General features: G+C 62.9%; 20 protein-coding genes and 1 riboswitch. Of the genes, 8 read left to right on the plus strand and 12 right to left on the minus strand.

The annotated features are described in order from the left end of the window. Positions 1–31: 31 nt before the first annotated feature. From AC1MEK_RS22445 to AC1MEK_RS22470, 6 genes are all read right to left on the minus strand, one after another. Positions 32–1009 carry an esterase-like activity of phytase family protein gene (locus tag AC1MEK_RS22445; RefSeq protein WP_480398471.1) on the minus strand — a complete coding sequence of 326 codons (978 nt, stop codon included), beginning with the start codon at positions 1007–1009 and terminating at the stop codon, positions 32–34. Then, the gene (gene parE, locus AC1MEK_RS22450; RefSeq protein ID WP_480398472.1) at positions 1009–2913 is read right to left on the minus strand and encodes a DNA topoisomerase IV subunit B; all 1905 of its coding nucleotides are present in this window, start codon (positions 2911–2913) and stop codon (positions 1009–1011) included. Before parE ends, AC1MEK_RS22445 begins: the two co-directional genes overlap by 1 nt. Positions 2914–3017: 104 nt before the next feature. Continuing rightward, on the minus strand, positions 3018–3638 hold the full coding sequence (locus tag AC1MEK_RS22455) for a YqiA/YcfP family alpha/beta fold hydrolase (RefSeq protein WP_480398473.1): 621 nt from the start codon (positions 3636–3638) through the stop codon (positions 3018–3020). Positions 3639–3769: 131 nt separating this feature from the next. Continuing rightward, positions 3770–4579: a 3',5'-cyclic-AMP phosphodiesterase gene (cpdA, locus tag AC1MEK_RS22460; RefSeq protein WP_480398474.1), complete on the minus strand. Its 810-nt coding sequence runs from the start codon at positions 4577–4579 to the stop codon at positions 3770–3772. Between the two features lie 225 nt (positions 4580–4804). Continuing rightward, complete coding sequence (locus AC1MEK_RS22465; protein ID WP_480398475.1) at positions 4805–5257, minus strand: DUF1249 domain-containing protein; 453 nt, start codon at positions 5255–5257, stop codon at positions 4805–4807. Beyond that, positions 5248–5865: an NUDIX domain-containing protein gene (locus AC1MEK_RS22470; RefSeq protein ID WP_480398476.1), complete on the minus strand. Its 618-nt coding sequence runs from the start codon at positions 5863–5865 to the stop codon at positions 5248–5250. The genes AC1MEK_RS22465 and AC1MEK_RS22470 overlap by 10 nt, the downstream gene beginning before the upstream one ends. A 230-nt stretch (positions 5866–6095) precedes the next feature. Here AC1MEK_RS22470 and AC1MEK_RS22475 point away from each other — a divergent pair, with 230 nt between their 5' ends. After that, positions 6096–6842 (plus strand): RsiV family protein, encoded by a 747-nt coding sequence (locus AC1MEK_RS22475; protein ID WP_480398477.1) that lies wholly within the window; start codon positions 6096–6098, stop codon positions 6840–6842. On the opposite strand, the gene cytX is transcribed toward AC1MEK_RS22475, so the two are convergent. Both cytX and thiC read right to left on the minus strand, forming a co-directional pair. Then, positions 6811–8127 carry a putative hydroxymethylpyrimidine transporter CytX gene (cytX, locus tag AC1MEK_RS22480; RefSeq protein ID WP_480398478.1) on the minus strand — a complete coding sequence of 439 codons (1317 nt, stop codon included), beginning with the start codon at positions 8125–8127 and terminating at the stop codon, positions 6811–6813. The two genes, AC1MEK_RS22475 and cytX, sit on opposite strands and share 32 nt — an antisense overlap. 166 nt (positions 8128–8293) lie before the next feature. Then, positions 8294–10180, minus strand: a complete 1887-nt coding sequence (gene thiC / locus AC1MEK_RS22485) for a phosphomethylpyrimidine synthase ThiC (RefSeq protein ID WP_480398479.1) — start codon at positions 10178–10180, stop codon at positions 8294–8296. A gap of 169 nt (positions 10181–10349) precedes the next feature. Beyond that, a riboswitch (TPP riboswitch) is annotated at positions 10350–10454 on the minus strand. Between the two features lie 165 nt (positions 10455–10619). Between thiC and AC1MEK_RS22490 the strand changes: the two genes are divergently transcribed. From AC1MEK_RS22490 to AC1MEK_RS22500, 3 genes are all read left to right on the plus strand, one after another. Further along, complete coding sequence (locus AC1MEK_RS22490) at positions 10620–12059, plus strand: TolC family outer membrane protein (RefSeq protein ID WP_480398480.1); 1440 nt, start codon at positions 10620–10622, stop codon at positions 12057–12059. Positions 12060–12136: 77 nt separating this feature from the next. Beyond that, positions 12137–12364, plus strand: a complete 228-nt coding sequence (gene relB, locus AC1MEK_RS22495; RefSeq protein WP_480398481.1) for a type II toxin-antitoxin system RelB family antitoxin — start codon at positions 12137–12139, stop codon at positions 12362–12364. Then, complete coding sequence (locus tag AC1MEK_RS22500) at positions 12348–12614, plus strand: type II toxin-antitoxin system RelE family toxin (RefSeq protein WP_480398482.1); 267 nt, start codon at positions 12348–12350, stop codon at positions 12612–12614. The genes relB and AC1MEK_RS22500 overlap by 17 nt, the downstream gene beginning before the upstream one ends. A gap of 2 nt (positions 12615–12616) precedes the next feature. Here AC1MEK_RS22500 and waaA read toward each other — a convergent pair whose 3' ends face one another. Then, entirely contained in the window at positions 12617–13891 is a 1275-nt protein-coding gene (gene waaA, locus AC1MEK_RS22505) for a lipid IV(A) 3-deoxy-D-manno-octulosonic acid transferase (RefSeq protein ID WP_480398483.1), read from the minus strand. Between the two features lie 14 nt (positions 13892–13905). After that, positions 13906–14790 (minus strand): LysR family transcriptional regulator, encoded by an 885-nt coding sequence (locus AC1MEK_RS22510; RefSeq protein ID WP_480398484.1) that lies wholly within the window; start codon positions 14788–14790, stop codon positions 13906–13908. A 106-nt stretch (positions 14791–14896) separates the two neighbouring features. On the opposite strand from AC1MEK_RS22510, the gene AC1MEK_RS22515 reads away from it, so the two are divergent. From AC1MEK_RS22515 to AC1MEK_RS22530, 4 genes are all read left to right on the plus strand, one after another. Next, positions 14897–15229: an SMR family transporter gene (locus tag AC1MEK_RS22515; protein WP_480398485.1), complete on the plus strand. Its 333-nt coding sequence runs from the start codon at positions 14897–14899 to the stop codon at positions 15227–15229. Between the two features lie 63 nt (positions 15230–15292). Next, positions 15293–16468 (plus strand): NAD(P)/FAD-dependent oxidoreductase, encoded by a 1176-nt coding sequence (locus tag AC1MEK_RS22520; protein WP_480398486.1) that lies wholly within the window; start codon positions 15293–15295, stop codon positions 16466–16468. Beyond that, positions 16465–17280 carry an aldo/keto reductase gene (locus AC1MEK_RS22525; protein ID WP_480398487.1) on the plus strand — a complete coding sequence of 272 codons (816 nt, stop codon included), beginning with the start codon at positions 16465–16467 and terminating at the stop codon, positions 17278–17280. Before AC1MEK_RS22520 ends, AC1MEK_RS22525 begins: the two co-directional genes overlap by 4 nt. Before the next feature lie 36 nt (positions 17281–17316). Then, the gene (locus AC1MEK_RS22530; RefSeq protein ID WP_480398488.1) at positions 17317–18288 is read left to right on the plus strand and encodes a metal ABC transporter ATPase; all 972 of its coding nucleotides are present in this window, start codon (positions 17317–17319) and stop codon (positions 18286–18288) included. A 136-nt stretch (positions 18289–18424) separates the two neighbouring features. Here AC1MEK_RS22530 and hldE read toward each other — a convergent pair whose 3' ends face one another. Then, positions 18425–19846, minus strand: coding sequence for a bifunctional D-glycero-beta-D-manno-heptose-7-phosphate kinase/D-glycero-beta-D-manno-heptose 1-phosphate adenylyltransferase HldE (gene hldE / locus AC1MEK_RS22535; protein ID WP_480398489.1), 1422 nt, complete (start codon positions 19844–19846; stop codon positions 18425–18427). Between the two features lie 208 nt (positions 19847–20054). After that, positions 20055–21857, minus strand: coding sequence for a lipid A export permease/ATP-binding protein MsbA (gene msbA, locus AC1MEK_RS22540; RefSeq protein WP_480398490.1), 1803 nt, complete (start codon positions 21855–21857; stop codon positions 20055–20057). Positions 21858–21893: the final 36 nt, after the last annotated feature.

Below are 21893 nucleotides of genomic sequence, written 5' to 3' on the forward strand. Positions count from 1 at the left end.
CGCCCGGCCCGTTTGCCGGGTGGAGCCTGGGTCAAGGCTTGCCGCTCCAGCCGCCCTCAGGCGCAGCGAAGCGCCAGACGATGGGGCGTTTCTCGCCATCGGCGCGGGCACCGAAATTGTTGTCGGTGCCCACCCAGGCGCCCGTCTCGTCAATGATCAGCGCTTCGGTCAGGCCGTATTTCTGATCGTAAAGCCGGTTGGGTTTCAGCGCCTCTTTGGCGAACGACCAGCAGGTCTCCAGTTGCCCGGTTTCCAGGGTCCGCCGGCAGATTCGGTACGCCGCGCGCTCAAGGGTGTAGAGCTTGCCCTTGTACAGCGAAATGTCGGAGAAGTCCTTGGACACCGACTTGCCGCCCAGTTGCGGCGGCAGAATGTCGTTGCCCGACTCGACCTTGAGGATGCAGCTGGCGTCGCACTGCCAGCCGTCGTTGCCCAGCTTCGCCGTCAGCAACCCGCGCTTTTCCCGCTCGGCGGCCAGCCAGATCCGGTCACCCGCCGGGTTGATCGCAATGCCTTCGAAAATCGCATTGAAGTGCTGGAGCATGCCCGCCGCCTGCGCTTCCTGAACCAGTTTCTGCGGCAGGTCGAGCCAGGTCGGCGCGCCGTCCACCGGCACTTTCAGCACCGTGGCGTAGGCTTCGCTGACGAGATAGCGGTTGCCCGCCGCGTCGCAGCTCACGCCTTCGAAATCCAGATCGCCGCCACGCACCAGCGCCGACGCCTTGGCCATGCCGCGCAGTGTCGCCGACAGGCCGCTGTCGGGGATCGGCGGGATCTCCAGCACCTGCGCCCGCGCCTTCCACACCGTCGCCGAGGTGTCGAGGCGATACAGCAACGTGTCGTCGCGGTCGGAAACCGTCCACAGCACGCCATCGCACGACGCCAGGCCCGAGAGGTTGCCGCCGACCATGTCGTCCACCGGATGCTCGGACAACAGCTTGAGCTCCGGCAACGGGGCGGCGAAGGCGGGAGTGGCGGCCAGCAGCAAGGCGGCCAGCCACGCTCGCATCAAACCATCACCTCGGCCAGGTTGCCTTTGGATTCCAGCCAGGCCTTGCGGTCGCCCGCGCGTTTCTTGGCCAGCAGCATGTCCATCATTTGCGAAGTGGCCTCGAAATCGTCCAGCGTCAGTTGCACCAGGCGCCGGGTGTTCGGGTCCATGGTGGTTTCGCGCAGCTGAGGCGGGTTCATCTCACCCAGGCCTTTGAATCGGGTGACCTGCGGCTTGCCGCGTTTCTTCTCGGCCACCAGGCGGTCGAGAATGCCGTCACGCTCGGCTTCGTCCAGGGCGTAGTAGATGTCTTTGCCCAGGTCGATGCGGTATAGCGGCGGCATCGCGACATAGACGTGGCCGGCATCGACCAGCGCGCGGAAGTGCTGGACGAACAGCGCGCACAGCAAGGTGGCGATGTGCAGGCCGTCGGAGTCGGCGTCGGCGAGGATGCAGATCTTGCCGTAGCGCAGCTGCCCCAGGTCCGTGGCGCCCGGGTCGACACCGATGGCCACCGCGATGTTATGCACTTCCTGGCTGGCAAGCACTTCGCCGCCGTCCACTTCCCAAGTGTTGAGGATCTTGCCGCGCAACGGCAGGATCGCCTGGAATTCCTTGTCCCGCGCTTGCTTGGCCGAACCGCCTGCGGAGTCACCCTCGACCAGGAACAGCTCGGCGCGCATCGGGTCCTGGCCCGCGCAGTCCGCCAGCTTGCCCGGCAATGCCGGCCCCTGGGTGATGCGCTTGCGCTCGACCTTCTTGCTGGCCTTCAGACGACGACCAGCGTTGTTGATCGCCAGCTCCGCCAGTTGCATGCCCATTTCAGGGTGTGCGTTGAGCCACAGGCTAAAAGCGTCTTTGACCACGCCCGACACGAACGCCGCCGCCTCACGGGACGACAGGCGCTCTTTGGTCTGGCCGGAGAATTGCGGTTCCTGCATCTTCATCGACAGGACGAACGCGATGCGCTCCCAGACGTCTTCCGGCGCCAGCTTCACGCCCCGCGGCAACAGGTTGCGGAATTCGCAGAACTCGCGCATCGCATCGAGCAGGCCCTGGCGCAGGCCGTTGACGTGAGTACCGCCCTGGGCTGTCGGAATCAGGTTGACGTAGCTCTCCTGCACGCTGTCGCCGCCTTCGGGCAGCCACAGCAGCGCCCAGTCCACAGCCTCTTTGTTACCGGCAAAGGCGCCACAGAAGGGTTCTTCCGGCAGGCGCAGGAAGTCACTGACCGAGTCCTGCAGATACGAACGCAGGCCGTCTTCGTAATGCCACTCGACCTTCTCGCCGGTGCCTTTGTCTTCGAAGCTGACCGTCAGGCCCGGGCACAGAACGGCCTTGGCCTTGAGCACGTGCTTGAGGCGGCTGACCGAGAATTTGGGGCTGTCGAAATACTTCGGGTCCGGCGAGAAGAACACGCTGGTGCCGGTGTTGCGCTTGCCCACCGTGCCGACGACCGCCAGTTCGCTGGCCTTGAAGCCGTCGGCGAAGGACATTTCGTATTCGTTGCCGTCACGCTTGACCCGCACCCGCACTTGGGTGGACAGCGCGTTGACCACCGAGATGCCCACGCCGTGCAGGCCGCCGGAGAACTGGTAGTTCTTGTTGGAGAACTTGCCGCCCGCGTGCAGTTTGGTGAGGATCAGTTCGACGCCCGAGACGCCCTCTTCCGGGTGGATGTCCACCGGCATGCCGCGACCGTCGTCGGCGACCTCAAGGGAGTTGTCGGCGTGCAGGATGACCTGCACCGAACGGGCGTGACCGGCCAGAGCTTCGTCGACGCTGTTGTCGATGACTTCCTGGGCCAGGTGGTTCGGCCGTGTGGTGTCGGTGTACATGCCCGGCCGTTTGCGGACCGGGTCGAGGCCCGAGAGGACTTCGATGGCGTCTGCGTTATAAGAGCTAGCGCTGGGATTGGCCATGGGGTCTCGTCATCAAGTCGTTCATGAAATTTCGGGTTGCCACTTTTGTTACAAGAATGTTCTACATGTTTGTTGCAGCAAACCCTTCGATCCGCCTGAAACGCTTACAGCGACGACAGATCGATAGCCTGCAGCAGCTCGGGAGCGAACCCGGCAAAGCTCAGCAGCGCGGGCAGCTTCTCGGTGAAGCCCTGAAAGCTATGGTCCCCGCCGGCCTCGATGCGCAACGCACAAGCGCGGTAGAACGCCTGGGCGCGCCGGTAATCCAGGGTTTCGTCACCGGTCTGCAGCCACACCTGAATGCGCTGCGGGTCCTGTGGTGCGGGCACCTCCAATTCTGCCAAGGCGTCCACGTGGTCGTGGGTCAGCTCCCAGGTTTGGCCGGTGTACAGGTTCGTTTGCGTGCCCAGAAAACCGTCGAACAGCTGGTGCGGATTGACCGCCGGGTTGATCAGAACCGCCTTCAAACCGTGGCGCTCGGCCAAGTGAGTCGCATAGTAGCCGCCGAGCGAGCTGCCGACCAGTAATGGCCGACCGCCTAGTTCCTCGATCGCCGACTCTAGCTGGGCGATAGCCTGACGCGGGTGATGATGCAACTCGGGCACACGCAATTGCTCGCTCAACCCCAGCGTTTGCATGAGGGATGCCAGTTGCGTGGCCTTTTTCGACAGCGCCGAGCTGTTCAGGCCGTGGATATATAGAAGCGTGGAGTGATCCGGATTCACGAAAAGCCTCCTGAGCCTGCGGGAGCTGGCTTGCTGGCTCCCACGAGGAAATCCAAAGCCACGCAGTTTACAGGGACAACGGCGTGAACACTCGTTTGTTGGTGGTTTGCGGCGAAATCAGGACATTTCCTTCAATATCCGGCGCCACTGAGGTCGACTTCGAACAGTTCCGGGTCGATGCGCGACACGCCGGTCTCGATCTGCCCGTCGTCGAACAGCCGCAGCCAGCGATAGCCCGGCGCCTTCGCATCCAGGGCAAAGTCTTGGCTATTGGGCGCGAACTGAATGCAGGTCGACGGCGAGGCCATCAGGCGCAGCCCGTGATGCAGCTGGTCGAATTCCTGATGCACATGGCCCCAAAGCAGAGCGCGGGCTTGTGGGAAACGCTCCAGCACCGAAAACAGCGCTTCAGGGTTGCGCAGCCCGATCGGCGCCATCCAGGCCGCGCCGATCGGCACCGGGTGATGGTGCAGACAGATCAAATGATGGCGTTGCGGCGCTTCGCTCAAGGCCTGAGCGAGCAGTTGCAGTTGCTTGTCCTCCAGATAACCCGGCACCGAGCCCGGCACGGCAGAATCGAGCATGGTCACACGCCAGTTGCCGATGTCGACCACTGGGTCCAGCACGTCGCTCTGCTGCGCGGCAATCGCCATCTCGCGCAATTCGTCGTGATTGCCCGGCAACCAGCGCTTGGGCGCGTCGAGCCGCTCGCTCTGCTGACGAAACGCCTGGTAGGACTCGACCGTGCCGTCCTGGGACAGATCGCCGGTGGCCAACACCAGATCGATCTGCGGCTGCTCGGCGAGCACTTGATCAACCACGGCCTTGAGGCTGTCGCGCGTGGTCATGCCCAGCAGCGCGCCGTCCGCCTCGGCGAACAGGTGGCTGTCGGACAGTTGCACCAACAGGACGGAAGATGAATCGGGAGTTGCGCTCGGCAAAGGCCATCTCCTTGAGCGGTTATGGCCGGATTATGGTGTTTGATTGTGGCAACGGCAAACCCGGATACGGGTGGCAGTTCTCATCTGTGCAAGATCAACACGGTGTTGGAGGCAGACCGTAGCAGTCCGGCTTGCCGGCGGGAGCGTTGTATCAGACAACGCATCATGCGCAGGAACACCGCCCCGCCGGCAAGCCGTGCTGCTACGAGAGGCAATTGAGTGGATTCAGCGAACCGCCTCGAACTCATGCCCGCACGCCAGGCAATGGCTCAGCCACTCGCCAAGAAACAGGTTGAGCTGGGCCTTTTCGTCGGGCTGGTGCATGTGCGCGTTGGGGTACGGATAGATGCCGCGAAAGCGCCGCGCATGTTCGGCGCCGACCACTTCGGCCATGCGCGCGTCGTGGTAGACCTGCACTTCCAGCACCGGCACCGGCAGCCATGGCAGGCTGTGTTCCTGGCGCACCAGCAGGGTCGAGGTGTACGGGCAGTTCTGCACCACCTCGACGGCCAGCACGCCGAGCATCTGATCGCCCTGGGTGACGGCCACCCGGCGCGAGCGTTGTTCGTTGCGCATGTCAGGTAACAGACGCATCAAGCGCGCGTAGTTCGCCTCGCAGGCTGCCTGCAGCCCGGCAAGGTCGACACGGTAGCGCTCGCGCAGAAGATTCACGACCACAGCCCCCTGATTTCGGCGCGATTAAGCGCCAGCCATTGTATTGCGATGATAGTTGCAGCGTTGACGATGCGTCCGTCTTTCACGGCTTGCATCGCGTCGTCGAACGACCAGACCGACACACGGATGTCTTCGGCCTCCTCCTCGAGCCCATGGACCCCACCGGCCCCCTCACTGTCGCACTTGCCCAGGTACAGATGAACGAATTCATTGCTGCCGCCGGGCGATGGAAAGTATTTGGTGATCGGCCACAACGCGTCGAAGACAAGCCCAGCTTCCTCCTCTCCTTCGCGGTGAGCAACCTCTTCGGGCTGTTCTTTTTTATCGATGAGACCTGCGACCATTTCGATCAGCCACGGGTTGGGATGCTTGCCGACCACGCCCACACGAAACTGCTCGATCAGCACCACTTGATCGCGTTTGGCGTCGTAGGGCAAAACGCACACCGCATCGTGACGCACAAACAGCTCGCGCTTGATCTGCGGGCTCATGCCGCCATCGAACAGCTCGTGACGCAGTTGCAGACGATCGAGCTGGTAGAACCCCTTGAAGCAGGTTTCGCGATGGGTGATCTCATGCTTTGTCGGTGTCGATTTGGCGCTGTCGGTCATGGATTTCTCACTGCAAGGCACTCGGTTCATGGCGCCATCCTAACGCGCTGCCGCGCGGGATGCAGCCCTCGGAGATGGCGAATCAGGCAGTAAAGGTAGACGACGACAATCGAAAGGCACTCTAATCCGCCCAGTGGCGAACTGATTGCGCCCAACGCAGTCCAAGCCCGTTGCCGTTGCACACAAGTGATGGCCGTTTATGGCCCTCTATGCCTATGCCAAGGATCACCATGTCGTTTCTGAAGATCATTTCGATGGCCTGCCTGGCCCTGATACTCGGCGCCTGCCAGAGCCTGTTCCAGCCCAACTACCGCAGCCCGCTGACCGTTCAGCGTGACGCCTCGGAGCTGGTCAAACCCGGCTGCACCGCCAGCGATTGCCCGCTGGTGAACATCGATACGGTGCACTTTCCTGACGAGCCGAAACTGGATGAAATCGTCCAGCGCACGTTGCTGCAACTGACCCGCAATGACTCCGACGGCCCGGTGCCGCCGAGCATCAAGGCTTATCAGGAGCAGTTCCTGGCCACGGCGCCAGCGCGCAACAGCAGCTATTTGCAAGCCAAGGTACGCGAGCAGCATGACGGTATCGTGGTGGTCGAGCTGTCCAGCTACCTGGACACCGGCGGCGCCCACGGCAATCCGGGCCGCGCGTTCATCAATTGGTCGCGCCAGCAGCAGCGCGTGCTGACCCTGGCCGACATGCTGGTGCCGGGCCAGGAAGCGGCGTTCTGGGCCAAGGCGGAACTGGCGCATCAGGCGTGGCAGGTCAGCCAGAAGCTGAACACGGACACCGAGTTCCAGAAGATGTGGCCATTCAAGCGCACTTCCAACGTCGCCCTGACGTACGGCGCGGTGATCCTGAAATATCCGGTCACCACGATTGCCCCATACGCCATGGGCCACATCGAGCTGAAGATTCCTTACCCTCAGCTCAACGGCATCATCAAGCCGGAACTGTTCCCCGGCCGGAGCTGATCGCCTTTCCCAGAATCAGCTGCAGCACGCCAGCCACGATCAGGGCTGGCAGTGTTGCACCGACATCCGGGTACAGATTGGCCAGCAGATGGTAGGTGGAAATCCCGCCCAGCCAGGCCAGCAGGGTCATCCAGCGTAGTCCTTCATTCGCAGCGCTCCGGCTGCTTTCACCAGTCCCGGCGCCATGGCTGCGACGACGCAGGATGAAGTGATCCACCAGCACCACGCCGAACAGCGGCGCGAACACCGAGCCGATCAGCAGCAGGAAATTCTGGTACTGCGCCAGTGGCGCAAAGCAGGCGATCAGCGTGCAGATCACGCCGATGGCCAGCGCCAGATGCTCGACCTTGGCCTTGACCAGAATCCCGCTGGAGACCGCCGCCGAGTGGATATCGGCGAACGCGTTCTCGGATTCGTCCAGCAGAATCAGCAACAGTGGAATGCCCATCCCGGCACCGGCCAGCGCCAACAGCAGTGCGTTGGCTTCGCCACTCGGCGCGAACGCCAGGGTGTAGGCGACGCCCAGGGTCATCAGCCAGAAGTTGCCAATAAAGAAGCCCAGCACTGTGCCGCCGAAAACCCCGCTGCCGCGCTTGCCGAAACGTGAGTAGTCGGCGATCAGCGGCAGCCAGGACAGCGGCATGGCGATGGCAATGTCGAAGCCCACCGCAAACGGCATCGAGCCATCCCCGGCGCGGGCCCACAGCGCGGCCAGATCGGCCTTGGCGAACAGGTTCCAGGTCAACCAGGCGCACGCGGCAAGCAGCAGCCAGATGCCCCACTTGCGCAGGATCTGGCGCACGAACGTCAGCGGCCCGCTGACCGCCAGCAAGGTCGCCAGCGCGCCGAACAGCAGGGTCCACAACAGCGGACTTGTCCACAAACTGCCCTCGGCGAAAGCACCGGCGGCAAGCAGGCTGGCTGCATCGCGCATGACGATGATCTCGAACGAACCCCAGCCCATCAGTTGCAGCAGGTTGAGAATCGCCGGCAGCGCCGCGCCCTTGCTGCCCAGGCTGAGCTTGAGCGTGGCCATGGAGGAAAGGCCGGTGTCGCTGCCGATCACGCCGACGGCCGCCAGCAGCAGCACGCCCACCAGCGTGCCCAGGAAAATCGCCAGCATGGAGCCGGAAAGACCCAGGCCCGGCGCCAGCAGCGCGCCAGTCTGCAGGACCATCAGGCCCACGCCCAGGGAGAACCAGAGCGCGAACAAGTCGCGCCCGCCGAAAACCCGATTGGCGGCGGGGACGGGGATGTCAGGGGAGTAAGTGCCGGGTGTGTTCACAATGTGTGATCTCAGAGGAGCATTGTTGTAATGAATTTTGCGGTGTGATTGCTGGCCTCTTCGCGAGCAAGCTCGCTCCCACAAAGATCCGTGTTCCTGCCCATACATCGGGAAACATACAAACCTGTGGGAGTGAGCTTGCTCACGAATGAAGCGACGCGATTTATCAGATTTTTTTGTAAAGCTGGCTGCCTTCATGCTTGAACCGCTCAGCCTGCTCGCGCATCCCTTCGGCCACCGAGATATCCACAGCCTCGATCTTCTGATTGGCCGCGTACTCGCGCACTTCCTGGGTGATTTTCATCGAGCAGAACTTCGGCCCGCACATGGAGCAGAAATGCGCGACCTTGGCCGAGTCCTTCGGCAGGGTTTCGTCGTGGAACGAGCGCGCGGTGTCCGGGTCCAGGCCGAGGTTGAACTGGTCTTCCCAGCGGAATTCGAAGCGCGCCTTGCTCAAGGCGTTGTCACGGATCTGCGCGCCCGGGTGGCCTTTGGCGAGGTCGGCCGCGTGGGCAGCGATCTTGTAGGTGATGATCCCGGTCTTCACATCGTCCTTGTTCGGCAGCCCCAGGTGCTCCTTGGGCGTGACGTAGCACAGCATCGCGCAACCGAACCAGCCGATCATCGCCGCGCCAATGCCCGAAGTGATGTGGTCGTAACCCGGGGCGATGTCGGTGGTCAGCGGGCCAAGGGTGTAGAACGGCGCCTCGTCGCAGCATTCCAGCTGCTTGTCCATGTTCTCCTTGATCAACTGCATCGGCACGTGGCCCGGGCCTTCGATCATGCACTGCACGTCGTGTTTCCAGGCGATCTTGGTCAGCTCGCCGAGGGTCTCCAGCTCGCCGAACTGCGCTTCGTCGTTGGCATCGGCAATCGAGCCCGGACGCAGGCCGTCGCCCAGCGAGAAGCTGACGTCGTAGGCCTTCATGATTTCGCAGATTTCGTCGAAGTGGGTGTAAAGGAAGTTTTCCTTGTGATGCGCCAGGCACCACTTGGCCATGATCGAACCGCCGCGGCTGACGATGCCGGTCACGCGCTTGGCGGTCAGCGGCACGTAGCGCAGCAGCACGCCGGCGTGGATAGTGAAGTAGTCGACGCCCTGCTCCGCCTGCTCGATCAGCGTGTCGCGAAACAGCTCCCAAGTCAGGTCTTCGGCCACGCCGTTGACCTTTTCCAGCGCCTGATAGATCGGCACGGTGCCGATCGGCACCGGCGAGTTGCGGATGATCCACTCGCGGGTTTCGTGGATGTGCTTGCCGGTGGACAGGTCCATCACCGTGTCCGAGCCCCAGCGAATGCCCCATGTCAGCTTCGCCACTTCTTCTTCGATGGACGAACCCAGCGCGCTGTTGCCGATGTTGCCGTTGATCTTCACCAGGAAGTTACGGCCGATGATCATCGGTTCGAGTTCGACGTGGTTGATGTTGGCCGGAATGATCGCGCGGCCACGGGCGATTTCCTCGCGCACGAACTCCGGGGTGATTTCCTTCGGAATGCTCGCGCCGAAGCTGTGCCCGGCGTGCTGCTGCTTGAGCAGGCCGGCGGCGCGGGCCTCTTGCAGCTTCATGTTTTCGCGGATGGCGACGTATTCCATCTCGGCGGTGATGATGCCTTTGCGCGCGTAATGCATCTGGCTGACGTTGGCGCCCGCCTTGGCCCGGCGCGGGTTGCGCACGTGGGCGAAGCGCAGCTTGGTCAGTTCTGCGTCGGCCAGGCGCTGCTGGCCGAACTCCGAGCTCAGGCCGTCGAGGCGTTCGGTGTCGCCACGGTCATTGATCCAGGCCGAGCGCACATCGCCCAAGCCCTTGCGCACGTCGATGACCACATTCGGGTCGGTGTAGGGGCCCGAGGTGTCGTAGACGCAGACCGGCGCATTGATTTCGCCGCCGAAGTCGGTGGGCGTAACGTCCAGGCTGATTTCGCGCATCGGCACGCGGATGTCCGGACGCGAACCCTGAACGTAGATTTTCTGGGAACGGGTGAACGGCTGAACCGACCCCGAATCGACCTGGGCGGACTCACTCAGATTGGCGTTTTTTAGTCTTGTACTCATCACGGGCTCTCCGGACATCATCGTGCAGCGCATGGATTGTCGGAGCTTGAGCCTGATTCGAACGGACGGATGCACCCTGTGGATAAATGGATGCTGAGAATCGAAAAGCGAGGACTGTTCAAAATTTGAACAACAAAGACCCCGGACGATACTCAAGAGGACTCGCCGGGTGACGAGAAATCTTGTTCCCTACGCAGGCGCTAACCTGATCAGGTTCAACGGGATCCGGATTATCCGATCTCAGCCTCACAGCAAGGCACCCCGACAAGAACGGCGTCAGTCTAGACGCGAGATGCCGCAAACGCCAAGCGCGGAATTCAAACGCTCGTTAAATGGCCGATATGCCGGATTGTTGTCGCGATCGTCCGCAACTACACTCGCAAGCTGTGCCAAAGCGGCTCGCCCCTGATCCGGCGACAACAACTACTAGGGAATGTCTATGCTGCGCAAACTCTCACTGGCCATTGCCGTTTCATGCGCATCGAACGCGATGGCCACAGCAGCGGATCTGCCTCTGCCGACCCGGACCGGGCTGGTCAGCGTTTACCAGGAAGCGGTGAACAACAACGCTGATCTGGCCGCTGCCCGCGCCAGCTACGACGCCCAGAAAGAAATCGTGCCCCAGGCGCGAGCAGGCCTGTTGCCCAATTTGTCCGGCGGCGCCGACATCAACAACACCCGCACCAAGATCGACGAGCCCTCGGCGGTGATCAACCGCAGCGGTACGGTCTATCGCGCCACGTTGAGCCAGCCGATCTTCCGCGCCGACCGCTGGTTCCAGCTCAAGGCCGCCAAGGATGTGAACGAGCAGGCGATCCTGCAGTTGTCCGCCACCGAGCAGAACCTGATCCTGCAAAGCGCCGAGGATTATTTCTCGGTGCTGCGCGCCCAGGACAATCTGGCCTCGACCAAGGCCGAAGAAGCCGCGTTCAAGCGCCAGCTCGACCAGGCCAACGAACGCTTCGACGTGGGCCTCTCGGACAAGACCGACGTGCTCCAGGCCCAGGCCAGCTACGACACCGCCCGCGCGGCGCGGATCGTCGCCAAGCGCCAGGTCGATGACGCCTTCCAGGCGCTGGTGACACTGACCAACCGCGACTACAACTCCATCGAAGGCATCGTGCACACCCTGCCGGTCCTCGCGCCCTCGCCCAACGATGCGAAATCCTGGGTCGATACGGCCTCGCAGCAGAACCTCAATCTTCAGGCCAGCAACTACGCGGTCAGCGCCGCCGAAGAAACCCTGCGCCAGCGCAAGGCCGGGCACGCGCCCACCGTCGATGCGGTCGCGCAATACCAGAAAGGCGACAACGACCCACTGGGTTTCACCAACCCGAACTACACCGGGCAGGATTTCCACGGCAGCGTCGAGCAGCGCACCATCGGCCTGCAGGTCAACATTCCGATCTACAGCGGCGGCCTGACCAGCTCGCAAGTGCGCGAAGCCTACGCCCGCCTGACCCAGACCGAACAGCAGCGCGAAGGCCTGCGCCGGCAGGTGGTGGAAAACACCCGCAACCTGCACCGCGCGGTGAACACCGACGTGGAGCAGGTACAAGCGCGCAAACAGTCGATCATCTCCAACCAGAGCGCGCTGGAAGCCACGGAAATCGGCTATCAGGTGGGCACGCGCAACATCGTCGACGTGCTCGACGCCCAGCGCCAGCTCTACGCCTCGGTGCGCGACTACAACAACACCCGCTACGACTACATCCTCGACAACCTGCGCCTGAAACAGGCCGCCGGCACCTTGAGCCCGGCCGATCTGCAGGACCTGTCGCGCTACCTGAAATCCGACTACAACCCGGACAAGGACTTCCTGCCGCCGGATCTGGCCAAGGAAGCGGCGAAGAATTTCGAGAGGCCGACGGAGCGGTAGCAATCTGAATTGAAGAACAGGCGACACCCGAGTAGCATCCGCACAATACAGTGAATACACGTATTGCGGAGACACCCATGCCAACTTCAATTCGGCTGGCCCCTGAGACCGAACAGCGCCTGGATCATCTCGCTGCCAGCACCGGGCGGACTAAAGCCTACTATCTACGCGAGATCATCGAGCACGGCCTGGCCGAGCTTGAAGAATATTATCTCGCGGCAGAAGTCCTCGAGCGCGTCCGCAAGGGCAAGGAAGCGACCTACTCATCCAGGGATGTAAGGAAAGAGCTTGGCCTGGACGATTGAGTACACCGAGACAGCGAAAAAACAGCTCAAGAAACTCGACAAACAGACGGCGCGACGCGTTCTTGATTTCATGGATGAACGCATCGCGACCAGGCAGGATCCATGCAGCACGGGCAAAGCATTGACAGGCCCGCTGGGCGGACTGTGGCGTTACCGTGTCGGCGATTTGCGCGTGATCTGTGACATCCAGAATGGAGCCTTGAGGATTCTGGTGATCGAGTTGGGTAATCGCCGAGAGGTGTACAGGTAGATTCACCTCAATAACAGGCCGATCCCATCCAGCAATCTGCGCAACGCGCCCTGATTGGCCTTGATCACGCCCAACCCGGCATCGGCCATGGCCCTGGCCTGCTCGGGCTGTTCGATCAAGCGCTGCACCGTCCCCGCCAATCCGGCTGAATCCGCCACCTCCTCCAGCGCCCCGGCACCGCGCAGCATTGCCGAGATTTCCAGGAAGTTGAACAGGTGCGGGCCGCTGAGCACCGGTTTGTCCAGCGCCGCAGGCTCGAGCAGGTTGTGCCCGCCGTTGGGCACCAGGCTGCCGCCGACGAAGGCGATGTCCGCCAGCGCGTAGAGAAACAGCAGCTCGCCCATGGTATCGCCGACCAGCACGGAGGTCTCGCGCGTCACCGGCTCGGCGGTCGAGCGGCGCACGCTGGCGAAACCCTGCTGCTGGCTCAGTTCGAACACGCTGTTGAAGCGCTCGGGGTGGCGCGGCACCAGTATCAACAACGCCTCGGGATGCTGTTCCAGCACCTGACGGTGAGCGGCGAGCACCACTTCGTCCTCACCAGCATGGGTGCTGGCGGCGATCCACACGGGGCGATCGGTGGTTTGCCAATCCACTCGCTGCTGCGCTGCGCGTTCCAGCAGTTGCGGGTCGATGGTCAGGTCGAACTTGATCGACCCCGTCACCGTCACGCATTCCGGGCGCGCGCCCAGATCACGAAAGCGCTGGGCTTCGGTTTCGGTCTGCACGGCGATCAGGCTCATCTCGGCCAGCATCGGCCGGGTCAGCCTGGCGAATTTTCCGTAGCCTCGGGCCGAACGCTCCGACAGGCGCGCGTTGGCCAACACCGTCGGAATCCCGCGTTTGGCACACTGGTGAATGTGATTGGGCCACAGCTCGGTCTCCATGATCACGCCGATCGCAGGCTTGATGTGATCGAGAAAACGCCCGGCCGCCCAAGGAAAGTCATAGGGCAAATAGCAGTGCTGAATGCGCGGCTCATTGCCGAACATCGACTGGATGCGCTCGGAGCCGGTCGGCGTCATGCAGGTAATGGTGATCGGCAGTTGTGGATAACGGGCCAGCAGCGCACGAATCATCGGCGCGGCGGCGATGCTTTCGCCCACCGACACCGCATGGACCCAGATGCCGCCTTTGTGCATCGGCGGCAGATTGCGCGCAAAGCGCTCGCCAATTCGTTTTGCGTACGCCGGCGCCTTGCGCGCGCGCAGCCACAGGCGCAGGGCGATCAGGGGCAGACCGAGGTGAAACAGGAGGGTGTAGAGAGTTCTATTCATGGGCGCGGAGTCTATCAGCCAATGGCCTTGAGATGATGAGTGAAACATTCGGCCAGCCAGCGAGCAGCGGGCCCAAGAGGTTCGTCACGACGCCAGACCATTTCCACCACCAGCGCGGGCGGCGTCCACTCGCTGCTCAGTTCGATCATCTGGTTCTGATAAGTCGGGTATTGCACCACGTGGCGCGGCAGCCAGGCCCAGCCCAGGCTGCGCATCAGCAACTCGGCCATCACGTAGAAACTGTCGGCGCGCCAGACCCTCGGGCTCAGCTGCTCACCGCCGGGATACCCGCTCTGTTGCGGGGCAATCAGCAATTGTCGATGCCGAGCCAATTGCTGACGGGTGATGACCGGCTCGTTCGCCAGCGGATGATCGACCGCGCAAACGGTGACCATTTCCACGCTGCCCAGCACCCGCCGCTCCAGCGCTTCAGGCATTTGCTCGTGGTGAAACAGCAGGCCCAGGTCGGCGCGGCGCTCCAGCAGCTTGCGCGCCACATCGCCCTGGGCGCCGCTGGCCAGTTGCACCTCGACAGTGGGAAAGCGCTGGTCCAGCGCGTCGAGGCTGTCGAGCACCGGCTGGTAGGGCATGGCTTCGTCATGGGCCAGGCGCAGGCGCGCTTCCTGCCCGCGCGCCAATGCCAGTGCTCGCCCATCGAGCCGATCGCACTGGCGCAGCAGTTCGCGCGCTTCTTCAAGCAGCGCTGCGCCCGCTTCGGTCAAGCGAGGCTGGCGGCCGCTGCTGCGATCGAACAGGGTCACGCCCAGATCCGTTTCCAGCATGGCAATCGCGCCGCTGACCGCCGACTGCGCGCGCCGGGATTCCCGCGCCACGGCAGAAAACGAGCGCTGTTCGGCCACACTGACGAATAGCCTGATGTGTTCGAGGTTCCATTCCATGATTCGGCAACCTATCAGCCACAGAGATAGGTAATGACTTTACCCCATCTCATTAATCTCTAGAATCGGCAGCCATTGAAGACGTATCTGCAAGAGGACTTCCATCATGTCTGCCTACTACCTGCTGGCCATCGCCATCTGCGCTGAAGTCATCGGCACCGTTTCCATGAAAGCCGTCAAAGGCCTGAGCACGCCCGTGCCGCTGCTGCTGGTGATCGTCTGCTACGCCGTGGCGTTCTGGATGCTGACCCTGGTGGTGCGCAGCATTCCGGTGGGCGTGGCGTACGCGGTCTGGGCCGGAATGGGCATCGTCATGGTCAGCATCGCGGCGCTGATCATCTACGGCCAGAAACTCGACCTGCCGGCCATTGCCGGGATGGCGATGATCGTCGCGGGGGTCGTGGTGATCCAGCTGTTCTCGAAAACGGCCGGGCATTAAGGGGGTTACTCGAAGGCCTGTTCCCCTATAATGGCGAGATTCGTTTCGCCATTTGAGGTGTTCATGTCGTCCCCCATTTCCACAGACGTGCTGATTGTCGGCGCGGGCGTTGCCGGTCTCTGGCTCAATGCGCGCCTGCGTCGCCAAGGCTTTTCGACGATCGTGGTGGAAAGCGCCAGCCTGGGCGGCGGGCAGACGGTCAAATCTCAAGGCATCATTCATGGCGGCGCCAAGTACGCCCTGCATGGCGCGCTGTCCGGCGCCTCCGAAGCCATCGCCGACATGCCCCGCCGCTGGCGTGAGGCCCTGGCCGGCAAGGGCGAATTGAATCTTTCCGGGGTCCGGTTGCTGTCCGAGGCGCACTACCTGTGGTCGCCGGGCACCCTGGCGGGCAATCTCACCAGCTTCTTCGCCAGCAAGGCGGTGCGCGGCCGGGTCGACCAGGTCAAGGGCAACGACCTGCCGCCAGCCCTGCAGGACCCGCGCTTCAAGGGCAAGGTCTATCGCCTGGCCGAGCTGGTCATCGATGTTCCCAGCCTGATCGAAAACCTGGCCGAACTGGCGGGCGACAGTCTGCTGGCCGGCGAAAAAATCGAGCCGCTGCGCCATGAGGGCGAGCTGGTCGGCCTGCGCGTCGACGGCCGCGACATTCACGCCCAGCGCGTAGTACTCAGCGCTGGCAGCGGCAACGCCGATCTGCTCAAAGCGCTGGACGTCAGCCATCCGGCGATGCAACGCCGCCCGCTGCACATGGTGATGGTCAAGGGCCCGACCCTCAAACCGCTCTACGCTCACTGCCTGGGCGGCGGGCCGAAGCCGCGCATCACCGTGACCACTCACCCGGCCGCCGATGGCCAGTGGGTCTGGTACCTGGGCGGCGACATTTCCGAGGCCGATGGCGTGGCCCGCGAGCCCGCCGAGCAGATCGCTACGGCGAAGAAAGAACTCTCACAACTGCTGCCGTGGATCGACCTCAGCCAGGCGCAATTCGCCACCCTGCGCGTGGACCGCGCCGAGCCTGCACAAAGCGGGCTGGTGCGCCCGGACAACGCCTTTCTCGACGTTCAGGGCCGCCTGATGGTGGGCTGGCCGACCAAGCTGGCACTGGCGCCGGACTTCGCCGACCGGGTACTCGCATCGCTGTCGCGCGACGACATTCACCCGATTCCGCAGCCTGCGCGCGTTGGCCTGCCCAAACCTGCGCTGGCCAAGCCTGTGTGGGACGTGTTGCTGCCATGACCATGAAGACCCTGCACGACCTGCATCGCCCGCTGGGCAGCCTGGGCATCGACGTCTCGCCCATTGGCCTGGGCACCGTTAAGCTGGGCCGCGACCAGGGCGTGAAGTACCCCAACGGCTTCACCATTCCTGGCGACGATGAAGCACGCATGCTGCTCAAGCAGGCGCGGGATCTGGGCATCAACCTGATCGACACCGCGCCCGCCTACGGGCGCAGCGAGGATCGCCTCGGCCCGCTGCTGCGCGGCCAGCGGCAGGACTGGGTGATCGTCAGCAAGGTCGGCGAAGAATTCGAAGCCGGCCAGTCGAGCCACGATTTCAGCCCGGCGCACACGCGCATGTCGGTGGAGCGCAGCCTCAAGCGTCTGGAAACCGACTTCATCGACCTGGTGCTGGTGCATTCGGATGGCAACGATTTGCACATCCTCAATGATTGCGGGGTGTACCAGACGCTGGCCGAGCTCAAGCGCGAGGGCAAGATTCGCGGTTTTGGTTTTTCCGGCAAAACCGTCGAAGGCGGCCTGCTGGCGCTGCGCGACGGTGACTGCGCCATGGTCACCTACAACCTCAATGAGCAGGGCGAAAAACCCGTGCTGGACTACGCTGCTCTGCACGCCAAAGGGATTCTGATCAAAAAAGCCCTGGCCAGCGGGCACGTTTGCGCAGGTTCCGGTGTCGATCCTGTGCGGGCCAGTTTCGAGCTGCTGTTCGAACACCCGGGCGTCACCGGGGCCATCGTCGGCACCATCAACCCGCTGCACCTGGCCCATAACGTGGCAACTGCTGCCTCCGTGATCCGCCGTCAACACTGACAAGGGCGGCCGACCCCAACGCAAGAAGGAGCCGATATGCCGCGAACGTTGATCCGCAAGAACCCGAGCAACTTCAAGACCCTGCCACTGTTCGTCGAAGCCACGCCCGAAGGCCTGAGTTACCAGAGCGTCGGGATGCCGCTGAACTTCTCCCAGACCCTGCAACGTCGGCGCAAGATCGAGGTGCAGGACAGCGAGCGGTTTTCCACGGAACTGGCCAACCTCGGCGTCTCGGTGCGCCTGACGCTCAACTGGCAGAACCGCGACTACTGGGTGCTGGTGCGCCAGCGGCGCCAGGACCGCGGCGATGTGGTGTTGAAGCTGATCTCGGGCTACGTGCCGGCCCACGAGTTGAATCTGCCGCTGCTCACGGCCATCCATGAAGTGGCCGAGGAATGCCTGATCGAAACGCCGCAAGGCTGGCTCGGCGGGCGTTTCAATGACACCTGGCTGCCCGCGCCCTACGCCGCCGCCCTGCACTACCGCGAGGCCATGCCGTTTCGCCTGAGCCCGCTGTCCGGTGCCGCGCGGCCGGTGCGCTGCGGCAGCATGACCCTGATCGAACGCCCTCGCGCCTACGTTCACCTGCCCACCGCGTCGCTGCAGCTGATCTACGACATGCGCCTGGAAGTGCCTCGGGAAGCCCGGCCGCTGAGCCTGTTCCACGTCGATGAAACCCTGGAAAACGAAGAACTGGTGGCGCGGCTCAACCGCAGCAAGCCGGACCTTTACCTGATGCCGCTGGAAAACGGCTCGCCGTTGCCTGAGCTGTACACGCTCAAGAACGACAAGCTGTCACCGGCGGGCACGCGCGGGTTGTACTTGGCTGAAAGCTTCGCCGCACAGGAAGGCTGGGTGGTGCGCGATGAGCGGATTCGCTGGAAGGACTGGCTGCAGGCGCAGGGGCTGGTGCCTGCGAAGGCGAAAAAGGTGGGGATCAAACGGCGCTTGAAGGTGGGCGCCAAGCAACTGCTACGCATGGCGCGCAAGACGTTGCACAAGACCTGAGACGCCTCGTCAATCACCACAAATCATTGTGGGAGCCGGCTTGCTGGCGAATGCGGTAGATCATCCACCATCGCGGTGTCTGACCTGACGCTTTCGCCAGCAAGCTGGCTCCCACATTTACCGCATCAACCTGAAATCACTGCCCGCGGATTTTCTCGACGATCGCGGTGGTCGAGCTGTTTTCCACCAGCCCCAGCACCCGCACTTCGCCGCCGTAGGCCTGGACGATCGGTGCGCCCACGACTTGATCGACGCTGTAATCGCCGCCCTTGACCAGCACGTCGGGCTTGACGTGGGTCAGCAGGTTTTCCGGCGTGCCTTCGGGGAAGCTGATCACCCAGTCCACCGCACCCAGGCCGGCGAGCACCGCCATGCGCCGGTCGACGCTGTTGATCGGGCGCCCCGGCCCCTTGAGGCGGCTGACCGAGGCATCATCGTTGACCGCCACAATCAAACGATCGCCCTGGGCGGCGGCCTGTTCCAGATAGGTCACGTGGCCTGCGTGGAGGATGTCGAAACAGCCGTTGGTGAAGACGATCGATTCGCCATGGGCGCGGGCATCCTCGATGGCCAGCAACAGCTGGTCGAGGGTCAGCACGCCGCGCTCCGAACCTTCGGCACGCTGAATAGCGCGGCGCAGTTCCGGGGCGCTGATGGCCGCGGTGCCCAGCTTGCCGACCACGATACCTGCCGCCAGGTTGGCCAGGGCCACCGCGTGAGGCAGTTCTTCACCAGCAGCCAGTGCGGCGGCCAGGGTAGAAATCACGGTGTCGCCAGCGCCGGTCACGTCGAACACTTCGCGAGCACGGGCTGGCAGATGCAGCGCGTGCTGATCCGGGCGCAGCAAGGTCATGCCGTGTTCGCCACGGGTGACCAGCAGCGCGCCCAGTTCCAGGTCGGTCATCAGCTTGGCGCCCTTGGCCACCAACTCGGCCTCGTCGACACAATGGCCGACGATGGCTTCAAATTCGCTGAGGTTCGGCGTGATCAGGCTGGCGCCACGATAGATGGTGAAATCCTTGCCCTTGGGGTCGGCGACCACCGGAATGCCGCGATCGCGGGCGGCCTTGATCAGCACCTGATGGTTTTTCAGCGCGCCTTTGCCGTAGTCGGACAGCACCAGCACCTTGACGCCGTCGAGCAGCGAGTCGACTTCTTCGCTCACGGCGATGGCGTCGGTATCGAAAGGCTCTTCGAAATCAATGCGCAGAAGCTGCTGATGGCGGCTCATGACGCGCAGTTTGACGATGGTCGGCTGATGGGCAACACGCTGGAAACGGGCGACAACACCCGCTGCCTTGAGGCTGTTGTTCAGGCTGATGGCGGCTTCGTCTTCGCCGGTGACGCCGACCAGCGACGCCTTGGCGCCCAGCGCCGCGATGTTCAGGGCCACGTTGGCCGCACCGCCCGGGCGATCTTCGATCTGATCGACCTTGACCACCGGCACCGGTGCTTCAGGGGAAATTCTGGAGGTACCGCCATGCCAGTAGCGGTCGAGCATGACATCGCCCACTACCAGAACTGGTGCCTGATCGAAACGCGGCATGGACAACTTCATCGAACAACCCGTAACTAAGAATGAACAAGGGCGGAATCTTAGCACAGGGTTTGCAAAGGCTTGAGGGCCGAACGGCAACTCGGTGTGACCGCAGATGGAGATTTTTTGCAGCGCTGCCGATTCGTAGCAGCACGGCTTGCCAGCGGGGCGTTGTCAAAATCGCTCCCGCCGGCAAGCCGTGCTGCTACGTCTGGATCGGTGACAGCCCTTAGACCGCGCCGACCGGCGCTGGCTCGTCCAGCCCCATCGCGTGCAGGCGCGCATAGTAGCCGTTCTGTGCCAGCAGCTCGCCATGGGTACCGCGCTCGACAATGCGTCCCTGATCCATGACCAGAATCAGGTCGGCGCGCTCGATGGTCGACAGACGGTGGGCGATCACCAGCGTGGTGCGGCCTTTCATGACGTGGTCCAGCGCCGCCTGGATGTGCCGCTCGGATTCGGTGTCCAGCGCCGACGTCGCCTCGTCGAGGATCAGCAGCGGCGCGTTCTTCAGCAATGCGCGGGCAATCGCCAGGCGCTGGCGCTGGCCGCCGGAGAGCAGCACGCCGTTCTCGCCCACCTGGGTATCGAAACCTTCCGGCAACTGGTCGACGAACTCCTTGGCGTAGGCATCGGCAGCCGCGGCTTCGATGTCGCTGCGCGGTGCGCCGGCCAGATCGCCATAGGCAATGTTGTTGGCCACGCTGTCGTTGAACAGGGTTACGTTCTGGTTCACCTGGGCCACGTGCCGGCGCAGGTTACGCAGGCGATATTCTTCGATCTCCACGCCATCGAGAAGGATTTCCCCAGCAGTGTGGTGATAAAAGCGCGGGATCAGGTTGGCCAGCGTCGACTTGCCGCTGCCCGAACGGCCCACCAGCGCGATCATCTGCCCCGGCTCGGCCGAGAAGCTGATGTCGTGCAGCACCTGACGCTCGGTTTCCGGGTAGGTGAAGCTCAGGTTGCGCACCTCCAGATGGCCCTTGACTCGGTCCAGTTCCACCGTACCGGTGTCGACTTCGGGTTCGACATCCAACTGTTCGAAGATGCTTTCAGCGCCAGCGACGCCCTTCTGGATGGTCGAGCTGACTTCCGACAGCTGGCGAATCGGCTTGGGCAGCAGGCCGGCGGCGGTGATGTAGGCCACCAGGTCGCCCGCCGTCGCGTCGCCGCGCAGCCACAGCACCAGGAACATCAGCACGGCCATGGCGGTGTAGATGACCAATTGCAGCATTGGCGTGTAGATCGCGCCGGTCTTGGTCATGCGCAGTTGCTTGTCGGTGTTGCTGGTGCTGGCGTGGGCAAAGCGCTCTTCTTCGTACTTCTCGCCGCCGAAGCTGCGCACCACGCGATAGCCCTGAATGGTTTCCGAAGCGACGTGGGTGACGTCGCCCATCGCCACCTGGATTTTCTTGCTCTGCTTGCGGAATTTGCGGCTGGAGCTGCCAACCATCACGGCGATCAACGGCAGGATCGCCAGCATCACGATGGTCAGTTTCCAGTTCATCCACACCAGGTACAGGAACAGGAACACCACGGTCAGGCCTTCGCGGATCACCACCTTGATGGCATCGGTCGCAGCGCCGGTAACCATGGTCACGTTGAAGGTGATGCGCGAGATCAGGTGCCCCGAGTTATGGGTGTCGAAATAGCGGTTGGGCAGCACCAGCAGCTTGTTGAACAGCTCCACGCGCAAATCGTGGACCAGCCCCAGCGAGACCTTGGCCAGGAAATAGTTGCCCAGATAGGAGCCCAACCCCTGCCACGCAGCGATCAGCACGATCAGCAGCGGCACTGCCTGCAAGAGCTGCAGATCCTTGAGGTATGGCGTGTTGGGAAACAGCGCTGCTTCCGGGTTGGTCAGGCCATCGACGAAGTACTTGAGAATGCCCGCCAGCATCGGCTGGGTGGAGGCAAAGATCACAAAACCGACGATGCTGAGCAGGAAAATGCCCACGTAGGGTTTCACGTAAGTCAGCAGCCGAAGGTAGATTTTCAGACTGGAGGATTCGCTTTTTTCTGGCGTGCTCATGGTCATCGATACGGGAAAAAGATCGGGAATACTAAC

Source organism: Pseudomonas sp. 2 (assembly GCF_056627435.1).

Coding starts and splice junctions, on each gene's coding strand:
- AC1MEK_RS22445 (WP_480398471.1), bottom strand. CDS start 1,009: ATGCGAGCGTGGCTGGCCGCCTTGCTGCTGGCCGCCACTCCCGCCTTC.
- parE (WP_480398472.1), bottom strand. CDS start 2,913: ATGGCCAATCCCAGCGCTAGCTCTTATAACGCAGACGCCATCGAAGTC.
- AC1MEK_RS22470 (WP_480398476.1), bottom strand. CDS start 5,865: ATGACCGACAGCGCCAAATCGACACCGACAAAGCATGAGATCACCCAT.
- AC1MEK_RS22475 (WP_480398477.1), top strand. CDS start 6,096: ATGTCGTTTCTGAAGATCATTTCGATGGCCTGCCTGGCCCTGATACTC.
- thiC (WP_480398479.1), bottom strand. CDS start 10,180: ATGAGTACAAGACTAAAAAACGCCAATCTGAGTGAGTCCGCCCAGGTC.
- AC1MEK_RS22490 (WP_480398480.1), top strand. CDS start 10,620: ATGCTGCGCAAACTCTCACTGGCCATTGCCGTTTCATGCGCATCGAAC.
- relB (WP_480398481.1), top strand. CDS start 12,137: ATGCCAACTTCAATTCGGCTGGCCCCTGAGACCGAACAGCGCCTGGAT.
- waaA (WP_480398483.1), bottom strand. CDS start 13,891: ATGAATAGAACTCTCTACACCCTCCTGTTTCACCTCGGTCTGCCCCTG.
- AC1MEK_RS22510 (WP_480398484.1), bottom strand. CDS start 14,790: ATGGAATGGAACCTCGAACACATCAGGCTATTCGTCAGTGTGGCCGAA.
- AC1MEK_RS22515 (WP_480398485.1), top strand. CDS start 14,897: ATGTCTGCCTACTACCTGCTGGCCATCGCCATCTGCGCTGAAGTCATC.
- AC1MEK_RS22520 (WP_480398486.1), top strand. CDS start 15,293: ATGTCGTCCCCCATTTCCACAGACGTGCTGATTGTCGGCGCGGGCGTT.
- AC1MEK_RS22525 (WP_480398487.1), top strand. CDS start 16,465: ATGACCATGAAGACCCTGCACGACCTGCATCGCCCGCTGGGCAGCCTG.
- AC1MEK_RS22530 (WP_480398488.1), top strand. CDS start 17,317: ATGCCGCGAACGTTGATCCGCAAGAACCCGAGCAACTTCAAGACCCTG.
- hldE (WP_480398489.1), bottom strand. CDS start 19,846: ATGAAGTTGTCCATGCCGCGTTTCGATCAGGCACCAGTTCTGGTAGTG.
- msbA (WP_480398490.1), bottom strand. CDS start 21,857: ATGAGCACGCCAGAAAAAAGCGAATCCTCCAGTCTGAAAATCTACCTT.